The following is a 20426-nucleotide window of genomic DNA, read 5'->3' as shown; positions in this document are numbered from 1 at the left end:
GGCGCCCTCATTGCACTTTTTACATTTCATGGAACAGGAAAAACCGATGAAATTCATACTGATCGCGCTGCTCATCGCCGGTGTGGCCTACTACTTCTACTCCAGCAGCAACAACAAGAAGCTGGCGGCTGACAACGTGCGGATTGGCGCCGAGTTCCTCGCCAGCAACAAGGACAAACCGCTGGTGACCACCACCGCCTCCGGCCTGCAGTACGAAGTGCTGACCCCGGGCACCGGCACCGTTCACCCCACCGCCACCAGCAAGGTGAAGGTGCACTACGAGGGCAAGCTGCTGGACGGCACCGTCTTTGACAGCTCGGTCGCCCGTGGCGAGCCCATCGAGTTTGGCCTCAATCAGGTGATCGCTGGCTGGACCGAAGGGGTGCAGCTGATGGTGGAAGGTGAGAAGACCCGTTTCTACATCCCTGCCAACCTCGCCTACGGCGACCGTGCCGCAGGCAAAATCCCGCCGGGATCAGTCCTGATCTTTGACGTGGAGCTGCTGGGTATCCAGTAACTCGCTCTGCCATGCACCATCAGCAACAAGGCCAGCATCATGCTGGCCTTGTTGCTATGGGAACCTCACTCCCCCTTGGCGATCCCTTCCCGGCGCGGATCCGCTGCGCCAAACCAGCCACCGCCATTGCGCTCAACCCCTTGCAGGCCGGAGGTTTGCTCGTTCAGTACCACCTCATGTCCCCTCGCCTTCAATCCCTCGACCACCGACATGGGGGTGCGTCCCGCTTCCAGCTCGGTGGGGCCGTTGCGGCTGCCAAAGTTGGGCAGGTTGATGGCCTGTTGCAGGTTCAGACCCCAATCCTGGGTGCCGAGCAGGGTCTTACCCACGTAGTTGATGATGGCGGAGCCCCCCGGCGAGCCCAGCGTCATGGTCAGCTCGCCGCTTGGCTTGTCAAACACCAGCAGGGGTGACATGGAGGAGCGGGGCCGCTTGCCCGGCTCCACCCGGTTTGCCACCGGCAGACCGGCGGCATCCACCGAGGTGAAGGAAAAATCGGTGAGCTGGTTGTTGAGCAGGTAGCCGTTGACCATCTGACGCGATCCGAAACCATCCTCGATGGAGCTCGTCATGGAGATGGCCATCCCCGCCTTGTCGACGATCGAGACATGGCTGGTGGAGGGGAGTTCCGGAGTCGCATCCTGGCCCCGCGCCAACGCCAGTGGCGGCGTACCGGGCTTGGCAATCCCCATGGAGTGCTGACCGACAAGCTTGCCGCGCTCGGCCAGATAGCCCTTGTCCAGCAGCCCCTGCACCGGCACGCTGACAAAATCGCTGTCGGCGACGTACTGGTTGCGATCGGCGAAGGCCAGACGCGCCGCTTCACTGTAGAGATGGATAGCCTCGCTGGAGGCAGCCAGTCCCCCCTCCTTCGTGGTGATCGGCTTGAGGGCCGCCATATCGCGGCTCTCCAGCATGCCGAAGATCTGGCCGAGCGCCAGGGTGCCGGACGAGGGAGTGGGAAAACCGCAGATCTTGCTCTGGCGATAGTCAAAGCAGAGGCCATCCCGCACTTTGGCCTGATAGCTGGCCAGATCGGTGGCCGCCAGTACCCCGGGATTGGTGGGATGCTGGCGAACCTTGGCCACCATAGCATCCGCCAGCGCCCCCCGATAGAAGGCATCCGCCCCCTCTGTGGCCAGAGTGCGCAGCACCTTGGCCAGCGCCGGGTTGGTCAGCCGGGTGCCTGCCGTTTTGGGGCTGCCATCCACCTGATAGAAGTAGGCTCGCGCCTGCGGATCCCGTGCCAGATAGGGATCCTTGGCCAGCAATGTGGCCAGCCGTGGACTTATCACAAATCCTTGCTCTGCCAGCGTGATGACGGGCTCGAACAGCACAGCCCAGGGCAGCTTGCCATAACGTTGATGGGCCAGTGCCAGAGCGCGCAGGGTGCCGGGAACGCCGACCGAGCGGCCTCCCACCACCCCGTCATAAAACGCCAGCGGCTTGCCATCTTGCATAAACAGCTGGTCGGTGGCGGCAGCCGGCGCCGTCTCGCGGCCATCCACCGCACTCACCTTGCGGCCATCCCACACCAGCAGCAGCGTCCCGCCACCGATCCCGGAGGATTGCGGCTCAACCAGCGTCAACACCAGCTGTACCGCAATGGCAGCATCGACGGCACTGCCACCGGCCTTGATGATCTGGTAGCCCGCATCCACCGCCAGCGGGTTGGCGGCCGCCACCATGAAGTCATGGCCCTGCCAGCCCTGCTTGTCGGTCCAGCCACTGGCGGCTTCCGGCGCGCTCAGGGTCTGGGCTGGCGGGGTGTAGTGAAAGCCGTTGTCACTGGCACAACCGGCCAGCAGGGCAAGGGCGATAGCGAGCCCCAGAGGTTTGCGCAACATGACACTCTCCTTGTCTGTTTTATGACCATAAAGAGGGACTATGTCACGATTGGCGCTGGTAGCTCAAGTTATTGAACAAGATCAATATCTTACTCATCTATCAATAATGGCTATCCGTAACAGACATAAAAAAACCGCCCGAAGGCGGCTTTTACGATGGGATGGCAGAGGCCAAACAGGCGCAAGTCCGGTTAGATGGACTGCTCTTCACCACCCAGGGCGGCAAACAGCGCCGGGATAAACTGGGACAGCTCGGCGGTGACCAGCGCGAAGTCCGCATCCAGACGGGCAGCCGGATCTTCGCTGGTGACGTCGTCGTTCTGCTCGCGCAGCTCTTCGCTGAATTTCAGACGCTTGATGGAGAGATCATCCCCCAGCACGAAGCTGACGGTCTCGCCCCAGTTAAGGGCCAGCTTGGTCACCAGCTTGTCGTTGGCCAGATGGTTCTTGATTTCATCCGTCATCAGATCCTGCTGCTTGCAGCGGATGATGCCGCCGTGCTCCATGGCACTGCGCAGCTCGGCTTCATCTTCCAGCGTGAAGGAGGCGGGCAGGTTGCCCTCGTTCAACCACTCGGTCATGGTGATCTCGGGTGGGTTCTTGAGGGCCACCGGCACCACCGGCAGGGAACCGATAGATTTGCGCAGCAGCGCCAGCAGATCGTCCGCCTTCTTGGCAGAACCTGCATCCACCACCATCAAATTGTCGGCCGGATTGATCCAGGCGAAGGTCTGGCTGGTACGACTAAAGGCACGGGGCAGCAGGGTATGGAGGATCTCCTCTTTCAACGCCTCCTTCTCTTTCTTCTTGAGGGCGCGTCCCTGTTCGAACTCGATCGCCTCTACCTTCTCGGCCAGCATCTCCTTGACCACGGTACCGGGCAGCATCTTCTCCTCTTTGCGGGCGCAGATGAGGATGTGGCCGGAAGCAGAGTGGGTCAGGGTTGAGCCGAATTTGCCAAGGGGCTTGACCCACCCGAAACGGGAGATGTCCTGACTGCCGCAAGGGGTGAAGGCACAGGCTTCCAGCTGGGTTTCCAGCTGATCCACGGTCAGGTCAAAGGGGCGGGTAAAGCGATAAATCTGCAGGTTTTTAAACCACATGGCGTCCTCGGTCTCTAGATTGTCCGGCGGGCATTGTACTAGAGAGGCGCTTTGTGATCAGCCAATCATTCTCGCTAAATAAAGGGCGATCGACCTCACAGGGTCTCATTTATGTCACCAGTTTGTTCATCAAGTTCTCCTAGACTGCGAAAGTAAATTGTTAATAAGGATGAAGGTATGTTGCGGCCCAGTCGCCCGGAAGACATGGAAGAGATCGTCGAAATCTGGTTGCTGGCCTCCCTGCAGGCCCACGATTTCGTCGATGCCTCCTGCTGGTGGCAGGCCCAGGAGGATCTGCGTACCCGCTATCTCGATCGCGCCGCCATCTGGGTGTTCGAGGAGCGCGGCGATCTGCTCGGTTTCATGGCGCTGGTGGACAACTATCTCGCCGCCCTGTTCGTGCGCCCCGATCGTCAGGGCCGCGGCGTCGGCCACGCCCTGCTGCAGGAGGCCAAGCGTCAGGGGGCGTCGCTCCACGCCCGGGTCTTCGTCGAGAACGATCAGGCGGTGCGTTTCTATCGCCGCCACGGCTTCGTTATCGAGGCCGAGGAGTCCGATCCCCTTACCGGCCACCCCCAATACCGGATGTGCTGCGAACCTGCCTGAATCGATGCCAGCCCCCTGTTTTACTTGAAAAAAGCACGGGGCATCCTCATCTTGTCTTCATCGGGTGCCACAGGCACCGTCCCTGCAACCGGGCTGCTTTCCAATGAAAATCCTCCATACCGCCGACTGGCACCTTGGCCATCAACTCCATGGTCACGACCGCCGTTTTGAACACGATGCCTTTCTCGACTGGCTGAGCGACACCCTCAAGGCGCGCGAGATCGACGCCCTGTTGGTAGCGGGCGATCTGTTTGATACCGCCAATCCCCCCGCCAGCGCCTGGCAACAGCTCTACCGTTTTCTGGCGCGGCTGCGCGCCGAGATGCCCCAACTCAACATGGTGCTGATCGGCGGCAACCACGACTCCCCCTCCAAGCTCGATGCCCCCCACGAGCTGCTGCGCGCCTTTGATCTGCATCTGGTGGGCAGCATCAGCCGCGACAGTGAGGGCAAGCTCGAGACCGACCGTCTGCTGGTACCGCTGCAAGACCGGGAGGGCAGCATTGCCGCCTGGTGCGCCGCCGTGCCGTTCCTGCGCAGCAGCGATCTGCGGGTGGAGCAGTTGGCAGAAGGACAAGACAGGCTGATCGAAGGGGTGCGTCAGGTCTACGCCGAGGTACTGGCCGAAGGGCGCGCTCGCTGCGGGGAGGATCTGCCGCTCATCGCCATGGGCCACGCCTATCTGGCGGCGGGCCAGCTCTCGGAGCTGTCAGAGCGGCGGGTGCTTGGCGGCAACCAGCACGCCCTGCCCGCCGAACTCTTTGCCGGTGCAGACTACACGGCGCTCGGCCACCTTCATCTGGCCCAGAGCCCGGCCGAGGGGGTGCACTACAGCGGCTCGCCGCTGCCGCTTTCGCTCGCCGAAGCCAACTACAACCATCAGGTGCTGGAAGTGACCTTTGCGGAGGGGAAACTGGCCGGGCTGGAGCGGATCCCGGTGCCCCGCGCGGTGGAGATGATCCGCCTGCCCCAGAACACCCTCGACGACGCGCTGAACGCCATCGCATCGCTCGAGCTGCCTGATTGTCCACAAGAGGCACAACCTTTCCTCGAAGTGCGGCTGCTGCTGCCCAAGCCCGAGGCCCGCATCCGCGAGCGCATTCTCGCCGCCATCGCAGATAAACCGGTGCGTCTGGCCCGCATCAGCACCCAATATCAGGGCACGGGGGAAGGGCTGGCCGATGGTCGCGAGCGGCGCAGGCTCGATGAGCTCTCCCCCACCGAGGTGTTTCGCCTCTGCTATCAGCGCCAGTTTGAAGGGGAGCCCGAGGCCGGGCTGGTCGCCTCGTTTGAAGAGATCCTGGAGCAGGTGAAGGAGTCAAACCAATGAAAATCTTGTCTCTGTCAGGTGAGAATCTGGCCAGTCTGACCGGCCCCTTCACCATCGACTTTACCAAGGGGGCCCTCGGCGCCGCCGGTCTGTTTGCCATCACCGGCAACACCGGCGCAGGCAAAAGCACCCTGCTCGACGCCATTTGTCTGGCCTTATACGACGAGATGCCGCGCTTTATCGCCAATCGCAAGAACGTGGCCGAAGTGGGCCGCATGGATGATGAAGAGAAGCTCAAGGCCAACGACGTGCGCGGTATCCTCAGTCGCGGCCACGCCAGCGGCTTTGCCGAGGTGCAGTTTCGTGGCTGCGATGGTCGCATCTGGCTGGCCCGCTGGGCAGTGCGCCGGGCGCGCAACCGCTCGGAGGGGCGTTTTCAGGCGCAGGAGCGAACCCTGACCGATGTGGAGTCAGGGCAAGTTTTCTCCGGCAGCAAGCGGGAGCTGCAGGATCGCATCGACGAGCTGGTGGGTCTCTCCTGGGAGCAGTTCCGCCGCGCGGTGATCCTGCCGCAGGGGGAGTTTGCCGCCTTCCTCAAATCGGACGCCAACGAGCGCTCCGCCCTGCTCGAACGGATGACAGGCACCGAGCTCTACTCCGCCATCTCCATCCAGACCTATGAACGGGCGCGGGAAGAGCAGCAGAAGCTGGCCACCATCGCCCAGCGCCTCGGCGACGTGGCGCTGATGGACGAAGTGACCCGCGAGCATTTGGTAAGCCAGCAGGTGAACCTCTCCACCACCCTCAAGCACGAGCAGCAACAGCAGCAGCTGATGCAGGACTTGCGCGACCTCAATAGCCGCATTGCCGCCCAGCTGCAGGGCTGCGCCGAGGGGCAGGCGGCGCTCGATGCCGCCCTGCAGGCCCACGGCGCCGCGGCCCCCGAGCGCGAGGAGTTCGCTCGTGCCGAACAGGCCCAGGTGGCCCGAGCCGATCACGACGAGCTGGCCCGCCTCACCCTTGAGGTACAGCAGCAGGAGAAGGTGATCGCCGAGCTGGGGCCGGAGCTTGCCAAACTCGAGGAGCAGACCCAGCAGAGCGCGCTGACCGAACAGCAGTTGCTGGCGGAGAAGATCGCCGCCGAGCGGGAATGGGGTGCCCTGCAACCCGAACTCAAGCGGGCGCAGGAGCTCGATACCCGCATCAGGGAGAAAGTGCAGCAGTTGCAGAAGATCCAGCAGGAGGGGGCGCAGGAACGGGAAGTGCAACTCACGCTGGAGCAGGGCTGGCGCGAGCAGAGCCGACAGGTAGAACTGCTCAAGCAGCAGCACCAGCAGTGGGGCCTTTGGCTCGAAGAGCACAAGGAGCTGGCACCGGTGGCCCGTCAGTGGCAACCCCTGCTCACCGCCATGCAAGATTGGGCCGAGGATGCCGACAAGCTGCAACAGCTGCTCACCCTGCGGGATCACAAGCTGCGCGCCCTGCAACAATTGCAGCGCCAGCTGGAGCAAGGCCAGCAAGAGCGCGACTACTGGCAACATGAACAAGCTCGGCTGCAACAGCAACAGAACGAGCTGCAGGAGCAGCAGTGGGAGAGCCGCCTCGCCAAGGCGCAGGAGCAGTGGCAGCAGCAAACCGAACAGCTGGGTCAGCTGCGCCAGCTGCTGGAGCTGGCCGATTATGGCCGCAACCACGGCGAACAGCATGGCCGCTTGCAGCAGGAGATTGCCCAGCTGGAGCTAGCGCTGGGCAAGCTCGCCACCCTTGGCGAAGAGCTGGCCCCCGCCCGCGAGCGGCTCGCCCTGCAGCGGGATGAAGCGCGCCACGCGCTGGAGCAGTCCCGCGCCATCGCCAGCTTCGAGCAGTATCGCCATATCCTGAGCGATGGCGAACCTTGCCCGCTGTGCGGTTCCGGGGAGCACCCCTACAGCCAGAGCCAGCCACAGGTGGCCGGCATTCTCGGTCAACTGGCTGAGCGGGCCCGCAGTCTGGAGCTGGAGTGGGAACGGCTCAACCATCAATACATCCAGTGCGATAGCGAGCGTCAGGAGTTGGCCCGCCAGCTGGCGGTGCGTCAGCAGCACCTGCCGGAGCTGGAAACCCGCGCCGAGCAGCTGACCCAGCGCTGGCAACAGCTGGGGGGCGATACCCTGCTCGGCCATCCGCTGCCGCTGCGCCAAAGCCCCATTGAGTGGAACGAGCTGATGAGCACACTGCTTGGCCGTGGCCAGGCGCTGGAGCAGGGGTTGGCCCAGAGCCAGCAGCAGCTGCGTCAGGCCCAGCTTGGCCAACAACAGCTGCAAGGGGTGCGTCAACAACTGAGCCAACTGGCTGCCCAGCACCAGCAGTTTGACCAGCAGTGGCAAGAGGCCGATCGCCAGCGCATCGCGCTGGAAGGGGAAGTGAAGGGGATGGGCGAGCAGGAAGCGCCCCTGCGCCAGCGCCTTGAGCAAGGCGCCCACCGCCTCGACGAGCAGATGGGCGGCCAACCGTGGCGCCAATGGCTCGGCAGCCAGCAGTGGCACGAGTGGCAGCGAGCCTGCGAAGCCTGGCTGCACGGCCAGAGCGAGTGGGAGCGGCTGGCCAGCGAGATCGCCAGCCTCACCCCCGCCCTGAGTGCGCAGGAGGCGCGCCTGCAGATCCAGCGCGAGCTGCTGCACAAACTCGAGCGGGACTACAAGGAGCACGAGCAGCAGCGGCAGGGGCTGCTCACCAGCCGCGCCGCCTGTCTGAATGGCGAGGAGATCCCGCTGGTCGAGAGCCGCTGGCAACAGCGGCTGCAACAGCTCGCCAGCGAACTGGAGCTGATGCAAAGCAGCGCCCGCGTTCTGCGGGAGCGGCAGACCGAACTCAAGACCCGTCTCACCCATGTGGAGCAGGAAAAGCAGACCAGCAGCCGCCGCAAGCGGGAGGTGCTGGGGCGCTGGGCTGCCCACGCCAGTACCCTCGGCATCGCCGAATACGACCTGCGCCGTCTGCTCGCCATCAGCCCCGATGAACTCAAGGCTCGCCGCACTGCCCTGCAAGGGCTGGAGGATGCGGTTGGCGAGGCGCGCACCCGCCTTGCCGAGCGGCAACGGGCACTGGCACTGGAGGAGAGCAAGCGGGATCGCTATCGCGAGCATCACCCCGAGCTGGCTGCCCTGCCGGATGCAAAGCTGAGCGATCAACTGGCGGCACTCGATGCCCGTTGTCGCGCCCTTGAAGAGCAGCTGTTCGAGTGCAAGAGCAAGCTGGCACAGGCCGAAGCCGCCGCTCTCAAGGCCGGTAGCCTGCAACAGGAGCTGGCCGCCCAGCAGGCAGTGGCCGACCACTGGCAGCAGCTGTGCGATCTGATCGGGCAAGCCAACGGCGCCAAGTTCCGCACCTTCGCCCAGAGCCTTACCCTCGAGCGTCTGCTGCTGGAGGCCAACGCCCAGCTCGCCGAACTATCACCGCGCTACCGGCTGGAGCGAGTACCCGGCACCGATCTGGCGCTGCAAGTGGTGGATCTCGACATGGGGGATGAGGTGCGCTCGGTGGACTCTCTCTCCGGCGGCGAGAGTTTTCTGGTGTCGCTGGCGCTGGCGCTGGCCCTCTCCAGCCTCTCGTCACGCCAGACCCAGGTCGAGTCGCTCTTTATCGACGAAGGGTTTGGCACCCTGGATCCGGACAGTCTGGATCTGGCGCTCGCCAGCCTAGACTCCCTGCAGGCCGCCGGTCGCCAGATCGGGGTCATCTCCCACGTCCAGACGCTGGTGGAGCGGATCGGCGTGCAGATCAGGGTCGAAGCCCTCGGCGGCGGCGAGAGCCGGGTGGTGGTCCCCTGAGTAGCATCAGTTCCATCACCAATACCATCGGCTCCCCCCCACGCCGTAAACAACAAGACCCCGCCAATTGGCGGGGTCTTGTTGAGAAGTTATCAGCCGAAGCGGTAGGCGCCCATATAGAGGCTGCCGCCATCCCAGCTCTCGTGCAGCCGGGTGGGCGCCACACCATCGGCCGCCCCCAGCGCCACAAAGAGCGGGCGCAGGTGGTCATCGTGGGGATGAGACTCCACCGCTCCGGGGGCCTGCTGGCGATAGTCGAGCAGCGCCAGACGATCCTCGTCGGCCATCTTCTGCTCCAGCCAACCGACAAACTGGCTAGCCCACTCCGGTACTGGCGAGCCTTCCGGTGCCAGCGCCCGCAGGTTGTGGGTGATGGCGCCGGAGGCGAGGATGCCAATCCCCTGACTGCGCAGCGCCCCCAGCACCTCCCCCAGTTGCCACAATTGGGCCGGGGTGAAGCTTGCGGGGATGGAGATCTGCACCAGCGGGATCTCGCTCTCAGGGTCTATCAGGGAGAGGGGCGACCAGACCCCGTGATCCAGCTCGCGCCGCACCGGGGTGGCGGTCAGTCCGGCCAGCGCCAGCTGGTCGCTCACCCCTTGTTGCAGCCACTCGGGGCTGCTGGCAGGCCAGCGCATCCGGTAGAGTGGCTCGGGGAAGCCGTAAAAGTCGTACATCAAGGCCGGTTTGGGCTCGACGTTGATCTGCAACTCGCGGCTGAACCAGTGGGCGGAGATGACCACCAGCCCCTTGAGCTCACCCAGACGCAGGGTTCGCAGAAAGCGGGTGGCGGATTGCTCACGCAGCACCAGATCCGGTGCGCCGTGAGAGATAAACCAGACGGGGGCGAGGGACATAAAGCAGACTCCAACAAAGTATCAGGGGGCGATACCGGAGGGGATATCGCTGTTGGAATCGATTATCCCCCTGCCATTAAAGGTGAACAATCCAGCAAGATAGATAAGAACTATCAACCAACGGTTGATAATTTCACGCTTTCACGACCGGTAAGCAGCAATAGATATCAAGGCTGCGGTGCATCCGGCTGCAGTCGGGCTGCACGAAGCGCCATCCGGGTCGCTGCACTGTGATCCTGCCACTCTCGCCACGCCAATCCCTCGGCGGCCGCCTCCCCTTTCACCGGATGGGAGAAGATCGCCAGCAGACCGGCATTATCGGGCCAGTAGCGGGCTGGCAGTGTCTGAACCAGCAGCAGGGCGGCGCCCAGCAAGAGCAGAGCCCATCCGGTTTCATGGCTGTTTTTCATCCCGACCTCATTCACCCTTGCGCCAATGGACTAACATTTTTGCGCAAGCCGGTGACAAGACGGTGACAGCGGATGGGTGGTCATTTTACAACATCTGAACCTCAACCCGGCCAAACAACCACAGATGGCAACATTTGTATCCCTTCAGCCCGAACCTGTGGCCGTATGCTCTAAAATGTGACTCACAGGAAAACGTTATCCCTGAAAAGAAAACGTTATCTGGTCAAAACGTTGTTTCTGGATCATAAAAAGATTCCAAAAACTGGTGTATATTGCTCGGCGGAAATTCCTTAACCATGAAGATTGACATGAAAAAGACCAAAATTGTCTGCACCATCGGTCCGAAGACCGAATCCAAAGAAATGCTGGCCAAAATGCTGGACGCCGGCATGAACGTCATGCGCCTGAACTTCTCCCACGGTGACTACGCCGAGCACGGCAGCCGCATCAGCAACCTGCGCGCTGTGATGGCCGAGACCGGCAAGCACGCAGCTATCCTGCTGGACACCAAGGGTCCGGAAATCCGTACCATGAAGCTGGAAGGCGGCAACGACGTCGCGCTGGTCGCTGGCCAGACTTTCACCTTCACCACCGACCAGACTGTGGTTGGCAACAAAGACAAAGTGGCCGTGACCTATGCAGGTTTCGCCAACGATCTGCGCGTCGGCAACCGCATCCTGGTTGATGACGGCCTGATCGGTCTGGACGTTATCGAAATCACCGAGCGCGAAGTTATCTGTAAAGTGCTGAACAACGGTGATCTGGGCGAGAACAAGGGCGTTAACCTGCCGGGCGTCTCCATCAAGCTGCCGGCCCTGGCCGAGAAAGACAAGCGCGACCTGATCTTCGGTTGCGAGCAAGGCGTTGATTTCGTTGCTGCTTCTTTCATCCGTAAGAAAGAAGACGTTCTGGAAATCCGTGAGCACCTGAAAGCCCACGGTGGCGAGAACATCCAGATCATCTCCAAGATCGAAAACCAGGAAGGTCTGGACAACTTCGACGAGATCCTGGCTGTTTCCGACGGCATCATGGTTGCTCGTGGCGACATGGGTGTAGAGATCCCGGTTGAAGAAGTTATCTTCGCCCAGAAGATGATCATCGCCAAGTGCAACAAAGCCCGCAAAGTGGTTATCACTGCCACCCAGATGCTGGACTCCATGATCAAGAACCCGCGTCCGACCCGCGCCGAAGCTGGTGACGTGGCCAACGCCATCCTGGACGGTACCGACGCAGTCATGCTGTCCGGTGAATCCGCCAAGGGTAAGTACCCGCTGGAAGCCGTGACCATCATGGCCACCATCTGCGAGCGTACTGATGCCGTGATGCCGTCCAACCTGTCTGCTGCCAACGACAGCAACAAGCTGCGCATCACCGAAGCCGTATGTAAAGGCGCCGTAGAGACCTCCGAGAAGCTGGACGCCCCGCTGATCGTGGTTGCTACCGAAGGCGGCAAGTCTGCCAAGGCCATTCGCAAGTACTTCCCGAAAGCCTGGATCCTGGCTATCACCACCAACAAGAAAACTGCTGCCCAGCTGGTTCTGACCAAGGGTGTGGTTGCTCACGTGGTTGACAGCATCGCCTCTACCGACGATTTCTATCGCATCGGTAAAGAAGCTGCGCTGGAAATCGGCATGGGTCTGAAAGGTGACGTGGTTGTGATGGTCTCCGGTGCTCTGGTACCGAGCGGCACCACCAACACCGCTTCTGTTCACGTTCTTTAATCAGAGCTGAACGAGTTGAAAACGGCGCCTGCGGGCGCCGTTTTTTTTGTCCCTCCCCCCTGCTTACCTGACAAGCCCGGTGTTAGAATCCACGCGAATTTAATCTATGCGGGAAATCTCCCGAATATCGCGTAATAACCCGGAAGTTATATGCCCTCAATACGTTTTAAAAGAGTCTCGGCCACCCTGTTGCCGCTGCTCTGTCTCCTCGCCAGCCTCTGCGTGCCGCAAGCCATGGCGCAAGATGTCCCCTCTCGCAACGCAGTTCAGCGAGCGCTGGATGGTCTGGGTAAATCAGAGACCCTGACCGTCAGTCAGCAAGCGGACCAGAAGTTGCTGACCGAAACCCTCGCCCTGCTTGACAGCATCGACAAGGAAGAGGCGAAGGCCAAGACCCAGGCCCAGCGTATCCGCAACCTGCCCACCGAACTCAGAGAGATCAGTGCCAAGCTCGATGCCCTGACCAAGGGCAAGAGTGCCGAGCAGATCAAGAGCGAATACGCCAGCATGAGTCTGGCAGAGCTCGACAGCCGTCAGCCGGAAGTGCTGGCCAACATGCAGGCGGCCCAGGAGGCCCTCGGCGCCATCGGCAGCCAGCTCACCAGCTTGCAGACCCTGCCGGAGCGGGCCCAGGCCAGCATGAGCCGTGCCTACCAGCGCAGTCAGGAGATCCGTACCCGCCTCAACGCCGGTGAAAGCGTCTCCAGCGCCGAGAAGATGAAGCTCGGTGCCGAGCTGGCCCTGCTCGACCTGCAACTGGCCCACCTGCAAAAGGAGCTGGATAACCGAACCAGCATGCAGGATCTGGCGATCAAGCAGCGCGACTACCAGAGTGCCCGTCTCGCCAGCGAAGAGCAGAAACTGCAGCTGTTGCAGGATCAGAGCAGCGCCAAGCGCCTCGGCGACACCGAAAAAACCGCCGAGCAGACCGGTGAACTGGTGGCGACCGAAGACAGCCCGCTGGTGCAAAAAGAGCAGGAGCTCAATCACCAGCTCAGCCAGCAGCTGATCGGTGCCACCACCAGCCTCAACTCGCTGGTACAGAAAAACCTGCAAGCCAAGAGCTGGCTGGAGCGCGGCATCCAGACCGAGCGCAACCTCAATGAACAGGTGCAGATGCTCAAGGGCAATCTGCTGCTATCACGCATCCTCTATCAGCTCTACCAGCAGCTGGAGGCAGCGCCCACCATCGCCGTCAAAAACCTGGAAGAGCAGATCGCCGATCTGCATCTGGCCCAGTTTGAACTGAGCCAGCAGCGTGACCAACTATTCCAGAAGAACCTCTATCTGGACAATCTGATCGCCGGCAGCAAGGATCCGGTCAGCGAAGAGGACAAGGAGAGCCTTGCCAAGCTACTCGATACCCGTATCAATCTGCTCGATCAGCTCAACCGCCAACTCGACAGCCAGCTCACCAACGCCATCAGCCTGCAGCTGACCCAGCAGCAGCTGGCGCGGGTCTATGCCTCTATCGAATTTACCCTGCAGCAACACATCTTCTGGGTAAGCAGCAACAAGCCCATCGACAGCAAGTGGTTTATCAGCTGGCCCGCCCAGGCCTACAAACAGGCCTCCGACTGGGTATTGAAACCGGACTGGAAACGCTGGCGCGAAGAGCTGCTCGGGATCTCCCTGCTTGCCTTCCCGCTGCTGCTGATCGGCGGCCTGCTGGTCTGGAAACGTCCGGCGCTGGTTGAGCGCGAGAAGAAGATCACCAAGGACCTTGGCCGTTTCCGTCAGGACAGCCAGTGGCACACCCCGCGCGCCCTGCTCTATACCGTGCTGCAACGCCTGCCGGGCAGCATGTTCATTCTGGCTGGCGGTCTGCTGCTCACCTACTGCGGTCTGCTCAGTCCCAAGCTGATGTTCCAGATCACCCTGAACCTCGCCCTCGGTTATCTGGTGTTCAGCGTCTATCTGGCCGTGATGCGCCCGGGCGGCATCGCTGAGACCCACTTCCGGATCCCGAAAGCGGAGCTGCAAGCCAAGCGCAACAGCATGCGCTACATCTGGTTGCCACTGCTGCCGCTCATCATGCTCGCAACCAAGGCGGTGGTTGAACCCTCCACCCTGGGCAACGACGTGATCGGCCAGGCCATGACCCTGACCCTGCTGGGGCTGGCCGCCTATCTGGTATTCCCCATCTCCCGCGCCCGCATCAAGGGCGAGGCGAGCATGCAGAAGTCGCTGATCGCCATCGCCCTGGCGCTGGCACCGGTGGCGCTGATCGTGCTGGCCGTGCTCGGTTACTACTACACCGCGCTGAAGCTGACCGGTCGCCTGATCGAATCCTTCTACCTCATCATCATCTGGAGCCTGGTCTACCGCACCGCCCTGCGTGGTCTGGAGCTGGCTGCCCGTCGTCTGGCCTACCGTCGTGCGGTGGCCAAGCGTGAGCACAAATCTTCGGAAGATGCGGAAGGTGGCGAGTCCATCGAAGAGCAGCCCATGGATCTGGAGGATGTCAGCCAGCAGTCCCTGCGTCTGACCCGTACCGTGCTGATGCTGATCTTCGGTGTCGCCTTCTACTGGCTCTGGTCCGATCTGGTCGCGGTCTTCTCCTACCTCGACAGCATGGTGCTGTGGCACCGCAGTGAAGGCACCGGCGCCAACGCCGTGCTGTTCCCCATCAGCCTCAGTGACGTGCTGATTGGCTTCCTGCTGCTCGGCGGTGCATGGTCACTGGCGCGCAACCTGCCGGGCTTGCTGGAGGTGCTGGTGCTCTCCAAGCTCAACCTGGCTCAGGGGACCGCCTACGCCATCACCACCATGCTTAACTACGTGCTGATCGGTTTCGGTTCCCTCACCGCTCTATCCATGATGGGCGTGCAGTGGGACAAGCTGCAGTGGGTCGCGGGTGGTCTGTCAGTCGGTATCGGTTTCGGCATGAAGGAGATCCTCTCCAACTTCGTCTCCGGCATCATCATCCTGTTCGAGCGTCCGGTGCGGATCGGTGACACCGTCACCATCGGCTCCTTCTCCGGCACCGTCTCGCGGATCCGCATTCGCGCCACCACCCTGACCGACTTCGACCGCAAAGAGGTGATCATCCCCAACCAGCAACTGATGACAGAACGGCTCATCAACTGGTCGCTGAGTGACACCGTCACCCGGGTGATCGTACGGGTGGGCGTGGCGTACGGCTCAGATCTTGAACTGACCCGCACCCTGCTCAAGCAAGCGGCCGACGAAAACAGCCGGGTGCTGAAAGACCCGGCTCCCATCGTCTACTTCCTCACCTTTGGCGCCAGCACTCTGGATCACGAGCTGCGCTTCTTCGTGAGCGAACTGGGTGATCGCAACCCGGCGGTGGACGAGTTGAACCGCAAGATCGACCAGCTGTTCCGCGAGAACGGCATCGAGATCGCCTTCAACCAGATGGATGTCTACATCAAGAACATGCAGGGCGAAGAGCAGAAGGTGGAGTCCAACTCCGCCGCCCTGCCGCCGCCCGCGGAAGATGGCAAGCAGCCAGCCTGATAGCGAACTGCACGGATCTGATGGCAACAGCCGCTCACCCAGGTGAGCGGCTTTTTTATGCCCAGTTGAAGATAGAGACGGCTATCCACCGCCAGCATGGCTGGCCGCCGCACAACAAGCAGCCATCACCCTTGATAAAATATAAAGAGAAATAAAAGTCTAAAAACAGATACTTGCCCCACACCACTACTTACCGCATGGATGAAACCTGCGCCCTTCTCCCCTAACTGCTTACCCCATACCGCGCTCGCTCCGGCTCCCGGACTTTTATAACTTTTTTTAATTTTATTTGAGTGTCCTCTTCATCCTGACCATTGCAAAGTGGCGCCATTCCCGCGCCGGGCCCTGTGACCACCGTCCGGCTGACACCGACTTGCTCATTTGATAATTGAAAGGATCCGAGAGATGAAACACTCCTTGATGGTAATGGGGTTGGCCGCCTGTCTGGCATTAAGCGGCTGCCAGAATATGGATACCAAGAAAGTCCTGATAGGTGCAGCGGCGCTGGGGGCCATCGGCGCCGCGGGCTATTACGCCGGGAAAAAGCACAGCGATAACAAACACGAGCATAATGGCCAGCATGACGATAGCGATGACCAGCATATGGCCACCAGCAAGATGCCCCGTTACTGCTCGGGGGAAGCAGCCAGCAAATTCCATGTCTCCCCGCGCGATATCACCACCGAGTCGGCAGAAGAGAGTGGCCACAGATACAAGGTCTATGGCCAGTACGAGACCGACGATGATGCGGTCGACTTTACCTGCACCTTCAATCACGACGGTCGCTTCCTCTCGGTCGTTCGCAGCTGATTGGCCAGCGGGTATAGCCGATTCACTACTGGCACCCCATACAGGACACACAAGATGAAACAGCAACGCAGCATGATCGCCAGCCTCATTGCGCTGGCCCTGCTTGGCCTCGCGCCATGCGCCGGTGCCACCAGCGGCCACTCCGGGGTGGATCTGGCCAGCATGGATAACAGCGTGCGCGCGGCGGACGATCTGTTTAGCCACGTCAACGGCAACTGGCTGGCCCAGACCCAAATACCGGATGACCTGCCGGGGCAGACCATCGGCAATCTGCTGGCGGACAAGTCGCTGGAGGATCGCAAGGTGTTGCTGGAGGAGCTGCTCAAGCGCCCGCAACAAGCCGGAACCCCTCGCCAGCAGATAGCCGACCTCTACGCCAGCTATCTGGATCAGGGCGGACGGGATGCCAAAGGGCTGACCCCCATTCAGCCGCTGCGCGACGAGATCATGGCCATCCATGATGGCGCCTCGCTGGCCACCTACTTTGCCCGGGTTAACAAGCTGGGCGGCGGCGCTCCCTTTGGTATCGGGTTCATGGCCGACAAGAAGCAGCCTGACAGCTACGGGATCTACCTGCAGCAATCCGGTCTCGGTCTGCCGGATCGGGACTACTACCTGAAAGCAGATACCGCCAGCAAGGCTCTGCGGGCCAGTTACGAGCAGTTCATTACCGCCCTGCTCAACCATGCCGGCGTCGAGGGGGCAAGCGAACAGGCCCATCGCATTCTGGCGCTGGAGACCCGCCTCGCCAGCCTGCAGTGGGACAGAGTCAAGCTGCGGGATGACAACCTCACCTACAACAAACTGCCCATCGCTCGCCTCAGTCAGTTGCTGCCCACCCTGGATTGGCAACGCTACCTGACAGAGGCCGGTATCGCCGGGGAAACGGAGACCATCGTCAGTGAGCCGGACTATCTGGAGAAGCTGGCCGCAGTGATGCAGGAGACCAGCATCGCGCAGTGGCAATCCTACTGCCTGTTCCATCTGCTACGCACATATGCGCCCTATCTCGACAGCCAGAGCAATGCACTGCACTTCGCGTTCTACGGTACAACCCTGAGCGGCATCCCCCGGCAGCGGGAGCCCTGGAAGCAGGCCATGGAGGTGCTGGACGACTATCTGGGTCAGGCGGTGGGCAAACTCTACGTGGAGCGCTACTTCCCGGCCGAAGCCAAGGCACAGATGGCGACCATGGTACGCAATCTGATCGCCGCCTATCGCCAGGAGATCGGTGGGCTCGACTGGATGTCTGCCCCGACCAAACAGCAGGCGCTGGCGAAACTGGAGCAGGTACGGGTCAAGATCGGCTATCCGGACCAGTGGCAGGATTACAGCGCAATCGAGATCCGTCCCGATGATCTGGTCGGCAATGCCCAGCGCGCGGCCACGGTGCGTTACAACGAGCACCTTGCCCGCCTCCATCAACCGGTGGATCGGGAGGAGTGGTTCGACAATCCGCAGACGGTGAACGCCTACTACAGCCCGAACAACAACGAGATCGTCTTCCCGGCAGCCATACTGCAACCGCCCTACTTCGATCTGAAGGCGGATGATGCGGTCAACTATGGCGCCATCGGCGCGGTCATTGGTCACGAGCTGAGCCATGGTTTCGATGATCAGGGGGCCAAATTCGATGGCAACGGTGCCTTGCACAACTGGTGGGCTCCGGCCGATCTCAAGGAGTTCACCGCCCGAGCACAAAAACTGGCGAAACAGTACGACCGTTTCGAGCCCATCAAGGGGGAGCATGTCAACGGCCAGCTGACCCTTGGCGAAAACATCGGCGATCTCGGCGGCTTGACCATCGCCCACAAGGCGTACCAGCTCGCCTTGGGCAACCGCCTGCCAGCGGTGCTCGATGGCTTCACTGCCGAGCAGCGTTTCTTTATCGGCTGGGCGCAGGTGTGGAAAGGAAAGTACCGGCCCGAGCTCGCTGCCGTTCTGCTCAAGACAGATCCCCACTCACCGCTGGAGTACCGGGTCAACGGCGTCGTCGCGAATATGCCGGCCTTCTATCGCGCCTTTGCCATCAAGCCGGGAGACAAGCTCTATCTGCCACCTTCCGAGCGTGTGAAGATTTGGTGACCACCAGCAGGGGCCCTGGCCCGAAAAGCTCCAGCAGATGGACCACCTCCACCTGAGCTGAAGATGACCGACACAGGGAGTGTCTGTTTTACCCTGTCTGGTTTTTCCCGACCCACATGTGCCTGACCATGTGGGTTTTTTTGAACCTTTTGTCCCTCCCCTTCTCCTCAGCCAGCCCTGCTTTCACCCGATACGGTCACGGCACACAACTCTGCCATTTTCTCGCCTTTTCCTTTGGCTGAAAAACCGGCGGCGGAACCGCTATAAATCGGTTTACCACCAAACAGGTCTGACCTATGGTAAAGCATGTAAAAGATGCATCGTGGAGCCGCTTTTCCTATGAATGACCGAGAACTGCAACAGATCCTGTTTCGCTCCTTCGATGTGATCCCGCTGCCTATTCTGGTGTCAGAATCCATTGCCCGTCACGATGGCTGCTCACCCGACATGATCCCGCAGCGGCGCCACCGCTTCCTGAATAAAGCCTTTATTGAGCAGCTGGGCTACAACCTTGACGATCTGCCGGACATGGCCTCCTGGTTTCAGGTCGCCTACCCGGATGAAGGGTATCGCCGCACCATCATCGACTCCTGGCACTCCCAGGTGGAACAGAGCTTGTCGCAAGGGCTGGAGGTCGCCGAAATGCCTGCGCTGATCCGCTGCAAGAGCGGTCAGTCGCGCTGGTTTATCGTCACTGCCCAGCTGGGTGCCGATGCCATCCCGGATGGCCATATCGTCACCTTTCGCGATATCCACGACCTGCAGTGCATGGTGGAAGAGGTGAGCCGCCTCTCCTGCACCGATCCGCTCACCGAACTGACCAACCGGCGCGGCGCCCAGCAACAGTTGCAGGCCCTTTGGTTGCAAGGTGAGCCCCTCTCGGTGGTGTTGGGAGATATCGACCATTTCAAACAGGTCAATGACCGCTACGGCCACCCTGCGGGTGATGCCGCGCTCTGCGCCGTCGCCCACGCCATGGCGAGCCAGCTGTTGCCGGGGGAGAGTCTGGCCCGTTGGGGCGGAGAGGAGTTTCTGCTGATCCTGCCTGGTTGCGATATTGAACAGGCAGCACGGCGCGCCGAACAGCTGCGCCAGCATGTCAGTACCACCCGATTGCCATGGCAGGGGAAACAGCTCTCCCTCACCATCAGTCTGGGGTGTGCCAGCATGAAGGGGCAGGAGAGCATCGACTATCTGCTGATGATGGCAGACCGGGCCCTTTATCAGGCCAAGGATCAGGGCCGTAACCGGGTTGTCAGCTCGACGGAATAGAGTAATAACCAGAAAGAAAAGCCGACTCGCAGCCATAAAAAAACCGAAGCACAAGGCTTCGGTTTTTTACTGCGCAACTGGCGTGAGCCAGCCGGGCATTACTTCTTGATACGGATAACCGGGGTCTCGCCCACAGTCACGGCACCAGTCATTTTGATCAGCTCTTTGATCTCGTCCATGTTGGAGATGACCACCGGAGTCAGGGTAGACTTGGCTTTCGCTTCCAGAACGGCCAGATCGAACTCGATGATGGTGTCGCCACGCTTGACCTGCTGGCCTTCCTGAGCGATACGCTTGAAGCCTTCGCCTTTCAGTTCAACGGTGTCGATACCGAAGTGAACGAACAGCTCGATACCGGAGTCGGATTCCAGAGAGAACGCATGGTTGGTCTCGAAAATCTTGCCGATGGTACCATCGCACGGAGCAACCATCTTGTTGCCAGCCGGCTTGATGGCGATACCGTCACCAACGATCTTCTCGGCGAAGACAACGTCAGGCACATCTTCGATCGGCACGATTTCGCCAGACAGCGGAGCAAAGATTTCGATGCCGCCGGTGTCAGAGCTATCGTCGGAAACCAGTTTCTTCAGTTTATCAAACAGACCCATATAAAGCTCCTAGAGATGATTTGTCGCTGTT

Annotated in this window: 14 protein-coding genes; 9 read left to right on the top strand and 5 right to left on the bottom strand. The window is 61.2% G+C overall.

Annotated features, from left to right (window positions below; genetic code table 11):
• The first annotated feature begins 46 nt into the window (after nucleotides 1-46).
• On the top strand, nucleotides 47-517 hold the full coding sequence (locus tag VF684_RS02340) for an FKBP-type peptidyl-prolyl cis-trans isomerase (protein WP_005338245.1): 471 nt from the start codon (nucleotides 47-49) through the stop codon (nucleotides 515-517).
• Between the two features lie 65 nt (nucleotides 518-582).
• On the opposite strand, the gene ggt is transcribed toward VF684_RS02340, so the two are convergent.
• Nucleotides 583-2364: a gamma-glutamyltransferase gene (gene ggt / locus VF684_RS02335; protein ID WP_440173590.1), complete on the bottom strand. Its 1782-nt coding sequence runs from the start codon at nucleotides 2362-2364 to the stop codon at nucleotides 583-585.
• Between the two features lie 191 nt (nucleotides 2365-2555).
• Nucleotides 2556-3467: a recombination-associated protein RdgC gene (rdgC, locus tag VF684_RS02330; RefSeq protein WP_005347467.1), complete on the bottom strand. Its 912-nt coding sequence runs from the start codon at nucleotides 3465-3467 to the stop codon at nucleotides 2556-2558.
• Between the two features lie 177 nt (nucleotides 3468-3644).
• On the opposite strand from rdgC, the gene VF684_RS02325 reads away from it, so the two are divergent.
• From VF684_RS02325 to VF684_RS02315, 3 genes are all read left to right on the top strand, one after another.
• Nucleotides 3645-4073, top strand: coding sequence for a GNAT family N-acetyltransferase (locus tag VF684_RS02325; RefSeq protein ID WP_005338252.1), 429 nt, complete (start codon nucleotides 3645-3647; stop codon nucleotides 4071-4073).
• A 103-nt stretch (nucleotides 4074-4176) separates the two neighbouring features.
• Nucleotides 4177-5403 (top strand): exonuclease SbcCD subunit D C-terminal domain-containing protein, encoded by a 1227-nt coding sequence (locus VF684_RS02320; RefSeq protein WP_368176617.1) that lies wholly within the window; start codon nucleotides 4177-4179, stop codon nucleotides 5401-5403.
• Nucleotides 5400-9152 carry an AAA family ATPase gene (locus tag VF684_RS02315; protein WP_440173587.1) on the top strand — a complete coding sequence of 1251 codons (3753 nt, stop codon included), beginning with the start codon at nucleotides 5400-5402 and terminating at the stop codon, nucleotides 9150-9152. The genes VF684_RS02320 and VF684_RS02315 overlap by 4 nt, the downstream gene beginning before the upstream one ends.
• Nucleotides 9153-9244: 92 nt before the next feature.
• On the opposite strand, the gene VF684_RS02310 is transcribed toward VF684_RS02315, so the two are convergent.
• Together VF684_RS02310 and VF684_RS02305 are read right to left on the bottom strand one after the other, a co-directional pair.
• Nucleotides 9245-10009, bottom strand: coding sequence for a DODA-type extradiol aromatic ring-opening family dioxygenase (locus VF684_RS02310; protein WP_439984234.1), 765 nt, complete (start codon nucleotides 10007-10009; stop codon nucleotides 9245-9247).
• 167 nt (nucleotides 10010-10176) lie between these two features.
• Nucleotides 10177-10419, bottom strand: coding sequence for a hypothetical protein (locus VF684_RS02305; RefSeq protein ID WP_108613198.1), 243 nt, complete (start codon nucleotides 10417-10419; stop codon nucleotides 10177-10179).
• Between the two features lie 308 nt (nucleotides 10420-10727).
• On the opposite strand from VF684_RS02305, the gene pykF reads away from it, so the two are divergent.
• The 5 genes from pykF to VF684_RS02280 all read left to right on the top strand — a co-directional run bounded on the left by pykF (nucleotide 10728) and on the right by VF684_RS02280 (nucleotide 19787).
• The gene (gene pykF / locus VF684_RS02300; RefSeq protein WP_031227651.1) at nucleotides 10728-12140 is read left to right on the top strand and encodes a pyruvate kinase PykF; all 1413 of its coding nucleotides are present in this window, start codon (nucleotides 10728-10730) and stop codon (nucleotides 12138-12140) included.
• A 150-nt stretch (nucleotides 12141-12290) separates the two neighbouring features.
• Complete coding sequence (mscK, locus tag VF684_RS02295; RefSeq protein ID WP_058057772.1) at nucleotides 12291-15620, top strand: mechanosensitive channel MscK; 3330 nt, start codon at nucleotides 12291-12293, stop codon at nucleotides 15618-15620.
• Nucleotides 15621-16025: 405 nt separating this feature from the next.
• Complete coding sequence (locus VF684_RS02290; protein ID WP_179903429.1) at nucleotides 16026-16430, top strand: hypothetical protein; 405 nt, start codon at nucleotides 16026-16028, stop codon at nucleotides 16428-16430.
• A gap of 54 nt (nucleotides 16431-16484) precedes the next feature.
• Nucleotides 16485-18515: a M13 family metallopeptidase gene (locus VF684_RS02285; RefSeq protein WP_440173584.1), complete on the top strand. Its 2031-nt coding sequence runs from the start codon at nucleotides 16485-16487 to the stop codon at nucleotides 18513-18515.
• A 339-nt stretch (nucleotides 18516-18854) separates the two neighbouring features.
• The gene (locus tag VF684_RS02280) at nucleotides 18855-19787 is read left to right on the top strand and encodes a GGDEF domain-containing protein (RefSeq protein ID WP_058058330.1); all 933 of its coding nucleotides are present in this window, start codon (nucleotides 18855-18857) and stop codon (nucleotides 19785-19787) included.
• 98 nt (nucleotides 19788-19885) lie between these two features.
• Here the strand turns inward: VF684_RS02280 and crr are convergent, their stop codons facing one another.
• Nucleotides 19886-20395 (bottom strand): PTS glucose transporter subunit IIA, encoded by a 510-nt coding sequence (gene crr, locus VF684_RS02275; protein ID WP_005338264.1) that lies wholly within the window; start codon nucleotides 20393-20395, stop codon nucleotides 19886-19888.
• Nucleotides 20396-20426: the final 31 nt, after the last annotated feature.

Source organism: Aeromonas sp. Lyrl_2 (assembly GCF_051948815.1).
GTDB classification, from domain to species: Bacteria; Pseudomonadota; Gammaproteobacteria; order Enterobacterales; family Aeromonadaceae; genus Aeromonas; species Aeromonas veronii.
The sequence above is the reverse complement of the archived record's forward strand: the minus strand, read 5'-3'. Positions and strand labels throughout refer to the sequence as shown.